This window comes from Johannesbaptistia floridana (genome assembly GCF_057440575.1).
Genome location: NZ_JALKVM010000014.1, coordinates 1 through 4,632 on the forward strand (window position 1 = coordinate 1; position 4,632 = coordinate 4,632).

Sequence of the window (4,632 nt, forward strand, 5' to 3'; positions counted from 1 at the left end):
TATAATTAAATATTGATGCAAATCCTTAAAAACCCTCTTTCTCCCCCTCTCCCCCTCTCCCCCTCTCCCCCTCTCACCTGTTGGCCAATTTCTGTACTTTTGTTTTGGTGGAAGATATGAGGCTCCGAGAGGCTCCGAGAGTTAGGTACAACCTCATGAGTCCGAAAAATGTTATAGCATTTTTATATTAAAAAATAAAAAAAACACTGTATTTGTTTTATGCTTGCAGCTAAAAAAATACGTATTTGTATGAAGTGAGATACAATAAATATCAATGGCTAATGATTGAGAAGCCGTCATAGAGGTTATTAAGGATGGGACAAAAACGTGCAAAAGATTTCTGGCTTTGGTTATTTTGGTTAAGTACTACCCTAGTAACAGTGTTTTGGGCTTTACGACGCTGGTATCAAAATAACCATGATCTCGATAGTCATAATGACTACACAGACTCCACAGGAATTACGTCAATTATCTTAATTTTATTTATCATCGCACTACTGCTCAATATTTTAAATACGCTGATGGTTTTTCTTGAATTTACAAAGCTGAAACAATCAGAAGGCTTATTTCGTGAACATGTAGAGAATTTAGAAAGTGCGGCTCACAATAATTTATCAATTGACCAGGAATTTTCAATAAGTCTAATTGAAAATAGACTTACAAGGCGAGAAAGTTGGGTACAATTGTTTTCCAATCTCATGATTACCTTGGGTATGATTGGAACTGTGTTAGGACTTACTGTATCAATGAGTGGTCTTTCTAATGCTATGGATAGCATTAGAGTTAGTTTAACTCCATCGGAGGAAATTGGTGCTCCTGATTTAGATATCAGCCCAATGATTGGATTAGGTGAAGCGCTTTCGGGAATGTCCAGTGCCTTTATTACCACGTTAGCAGGTGCTATTTTAGGCGGTCTTTTTTTAAAAGTACTTAGTCACTCAACCGTTAACTTAATTGAAGATTTATTAGATACTATTAGACATAAAACAGAACTAGAAAAAATACCAAAACTCCAACAAGAGATATGGAAAAGAGAAATGAATAAATTTTCTCAATTTTCTGATAATTTAAGATATTTTATCGAGTCATCCACCTCAGTTAAACAATCCTTAAGAGACTATATGCAAAGTATGAATGACTCGGCTAACATGATGAATGATTTTACTCAAAAACTAGAAAAAAGAATTACTACTGAGAAAAATAGTTTACTGAATCATGACATCAGCAAAACTGATTATTTGCTCAAAAAACTTGATAAAATAATTAGATATCAAAATATTTTAACTATTGCTTTATTGAGTTTAGTTGTCATTTTAATTGGTGCTGTTTTATTTATAGTTATATTTTAAAGTCCACTCATGAGAAAAATAAAAAAAAAGCAAACAGAACAATCTATATTTGAACTTTTATCGGATTTGTCTTTGTCAACTTTAGGGCTTTTTATGATTATTTTTGTTATTTATGCCCTAATTTTTAATTCTAGAGGAACATTACGGGAAATTGTTAAACTTAAGTCAAAAAATGAGACCTTAGAAGAAGAAGTAACAAAGCTAACAAATATTAATGACAAGTTAAGTGAGGATAATAATTTATTGGCAGAAGAGTTAGATGAAACTAACTCTGAGTTAAAGGAAACAGAAAAAAAGGCAGAATCAGCAGAAAAAAGAGCTGAAGCTGCTGAAAATGAATTAAGAGAAGAAAAACAAGCAAACACATATACAGGCTACTATACAGGTTATGTACAGGGAAATAGACATGGAGGTAATTGTAGTTATGTTGCTTATAAAATTCGTGAAAAATACGATGTATTTTTTCTGAAAAATACAAATACTGTCATAGTTAATGCACAAGGTGATTATGGTTTAATATCTTATCAAGCAGAAGGGATTCTCAAAGATAATTATTTTAGAGGAAGAACATTTAAAGCCTCTAGACCAAATGATAATAGTGTGGTTTCCTGTGGAAGAAGTATTAATCTAAGATTTATAAATAATGGAGTGCAGTTATATATTCCAGGTGAATTAGATGCAGAAGGCGTATTCTTAGAAAAACGAAATTAATATTTAGTTATATTTCTTTTTAGTAAGTCTGAGAGAAGGCGATCGCCTCAAAGTAGGTGTAGGTGTAGGGTGCGTTAGGCGCGAAAATTTCTTTGAGGAAATCACAATAAGATAACTGATTGCCGTAACGCACCAACCCCAGGGTGTAGGGTGTACTCAGACCCTCGCATCTATATCTAATGTTACTGGTTGTGGATGAATTATGAGTAAGGAGTAATGAGTAATGAGTAAGAAGTAATGAGTAATGAGTAAGAAGTAATGAGTAATGAGTAATGAGTAAGGAGTAAGGAGTCTTGGAGTAAGAAGTCTTGGAGTAAGAAGTCTTGGAGTTTTGAAGTAAGAAGTTATGAGTTATAGCATTTCAAAGAACTCATGAGGTTGTACCTAACTCGGAGCCTCCTGCCTCCTGCCTCCTGCCTCCTGCCTCCTGCCTCAAAAGGATAACCTTTGTACCTCACCAGCCTTAAAAAGGCTAAATGAGTAATGAGTAAGGAGTAATGAGTAAGGAGTTTTGAAGTTTTGAAGTTTTGAAGTTTTGAAGTCTTGAAGTTTTGAAGTAATGAGTTAAAGAATTAATGCGATCGCGCTTAAAAATTGATTCTCCCTTGTCGGCCAATTTCTGTACTTTTGTTTTGGTGCTTTGATATGAGGTGTAGGAGGAATGTAGGACGGACTTTAAGGCGATCGCCTCAAAGTCATTATCTCAAAATACAAAATTAAATTACCACTGAGGAATATACTGAGTATCGCGTTCAGGAGGTAAAGGTTTCAAATCGCGCAAAGCTGGATTATTGAGAGTTGAACCTCGCAACGCAGCGCGGCGATAGCGTTCTGCAAAAGGTAACAAATCTTCCTGTTCATCTTGTCTTGGCGCTTGTCTTTCTACCACTGAACTATTCATAGAATTCAAATCTTGACTCTGGTTATCATCTTGTTGAGGAGAATCCATGATTATTTGTGCAAATACAGCTATGGGATTCAAGCCTAGTGTTAAAGTACAAACTATTAAAAAACTTTTAAACATATTTATTCTCTACTTTAAACCTGAGTCAATATGCTTTTATTATAAACTAATCTTGAGGGGGAAACGGTTTTAAAACATTGTTGTCATCTCTACGAAGTGGATAAGGTTGCCGAGGCAAAGGGGCGCCAGGTTCTTCTAAAACAGATACTCCATAAGACCAATCGGGAGGACAGATAGCGATATATCGAGCATAACCTCCAGTTCCTCCTTCTGGTTTGGCAAATCCAATCCCTATTAAAGCACCAACTTCAGGTACTTTATCTAAATTAGTGACTCCTTCAGCTTGAGTATAGTTATTGTGTAGCAACCAGGACTCACCTTCTAGAGTTGGAGTTGTATCTGTATCTAGAGGTTCATGTCCATGAAAAAGAATACGGCGCTTTAGATGTAGAAACTGTAGCGCTTCAAGAGATACTCCTGGAAAAGGCTTTTGATTAAATCTTTTCACATCTGACCATTTTTGAGACCAGTCTGAACGAATCATTACTACCGAACCTTCTGGAATTTCACCATATTTAGTTTCCCAAGCTTGAATATCAGCAACAGTGGCATGATAACCGGGATTTTGAGCAACTTGTTCATGAATATCAATAACAACTAAAGGTCGAACTGCATAAGTTGCAGGTAAATCGCTGATAGTTGCCCCATATTCATCCCAGTGTGCAGGTGGGTCTAGTTGAGTGCCATACTGATCCGTAGGTAAATTGTAAGCTGTGGCAATAAATCCATGTTCAGAATATGTATACTCTTGACCACTTTTGATATAGTCAGGAATGTCTGTGCCACCTGAAGCAGGATGAAAACTACCAGAAGCAAAACCCGACCAAACAGGAATAGTTGGACTGAAAGCATGGGTTAAGTCTACATACTTTGCTGATTTAAGAGATGTTTCGTAGATTTTCCACAAATCTCTGTTTTCTGAGGCAGCAGCGTGGGGAACGATAGAGAAAATAATTAGTATGATGATGGTTAATTGTAAACTAAGACGCAGTAACATACAAAAAATCAAAGTGATGAATATATTAAAAGTTATTATAGTTTTTTATTCCAAGTGTCGGATAACCGCTTCTCACCAGTATGAGAATTGCTATATGAAAACCCGTCATCAACAAACTGTAAACAATATCTTCAACAAAAGTAATTGAAAGCCTGGAATCCCCGTAACTTTAGGGCGGGGAGGAAAGGCGAACCGACGACTACTCAGATCTTGATCTTTACCCAAAGTTACTTGTGGTGGTTAAGTTTTGAAGTAATGAGTTTTGAAGTAATGAGTTAAAGAATTAATGCTCAAAGCTTAAAAATTGGTTGACCGAGTGTAAGATCTTAGGCGAAAGAGAAATGAACTTTTTCTGAGGTTAATTTAGTACATAAGTTCTGGTGCTTTGATATGAGACTAAAGTCCCCCGTAATTTAAACAACGCTTACGTTTATTCGACCTACGAATTAACATAACTTTCTTGAGAGAAAATTGCCCAATTCGTTTCCAATTGTGATCGTAAACGCTAATATTTTTTGCCTTAGCATCAGTAAAACCTCCAACCCATCCCA

Annotated in this window: 4 protein-coding genes; 2 read left to right on the forward strand and 2 right to left on the reverse strand. The window is 35.7% G+C overall.

Annotation, left to right across the window (positions count from 1 at the left end):
* Positions 1-314: 314 nt before the first annotated feature.
* Together MW688_RS01135 and MW688_RS01140 are read left to right on the forward strand one after the other, a co-directional pair.
* Entirely contained in the window at positions 315-1,349 is a 1,035-nt protein-coding gene (locus MW688_RS01135; protein WP_486734068.1) for a hypothetical protein, read from the forward strand.
* A gap of 9 nt (positions 1,350-1,358) precedes the next feature.
* Complete coding sequence (locus MW688_RS01140; protein ID WP_486734069.1) at positions 1,359-2,060, forward strand: tropomyosin; 702 nt, start codon at positions 1,359-1,361, stop codon at positions 2,058-2,060.
* A 721-nt stretch (positions 2,061-2,781) separates the two neighbouring features.
* Here MW688_RS01140 and MW688_RS01145 read toward each other — a convergent pair.
* Both MW688_RS01145 and MW688_RS01150 read right to left on the reverse strand, forming a co-directional pair.
* On the reverse strand, positions 2,782-3,084 hold the full coding sequence (locus MW688_RS01145; RefSeq protein WP_486734070.1) for a hypothetical protein: 303 nt from the start codon (positions 3,082-3,084) through the stop codon (positions 2,782-2,784).
* Positions 3,085-3,130: 46 nt separating this feature from the next.
* A complete protein-coding gene (locus MW688_RS01150) occupies positions 3,131-4,081 on the reverse strand; it encodes a cyclase family protein (RefSeq protein ID WP_486734071.1) in 951 nt (316 codons plus the stop codon).
* Positions 4,082-4,632: the final 551 nt, after the last annotated feature.

What these genes read in the sequence shown, in the direction of transcription:
- MW688_RS01145 (WP_486734070.1), bottom strand. Translation starts at nt 3,084, where the DNA reads ATGTTTAAAAGTTTTTTAATAGTTTGTACTTTAACACTAGGCTTGAAT.
- MW688_RS01140 (WP_486734069.1), top strand. Translation starts at nt 1,359, where the DNA reads ATGAGAAAAATAAAAAAAAAGCAAACAGAACAATCTATATTTGAACTT.
- MW688_RS01135 (WP_486734068.1), top strand. Translation starts at nt 315, where the DNA reads ATGGGACAAAAACGTGCAAAAGATTTCTGGCTTTGGTTATTTTGGTTA.
- MW688_RS01150 (WP_486734071.1), bottom strand. Translation starts at nt 4,081, where the DNA reads ATGTTACTGCGTCTTAGTTTACAATTAACCATCATCATACTAATTATT.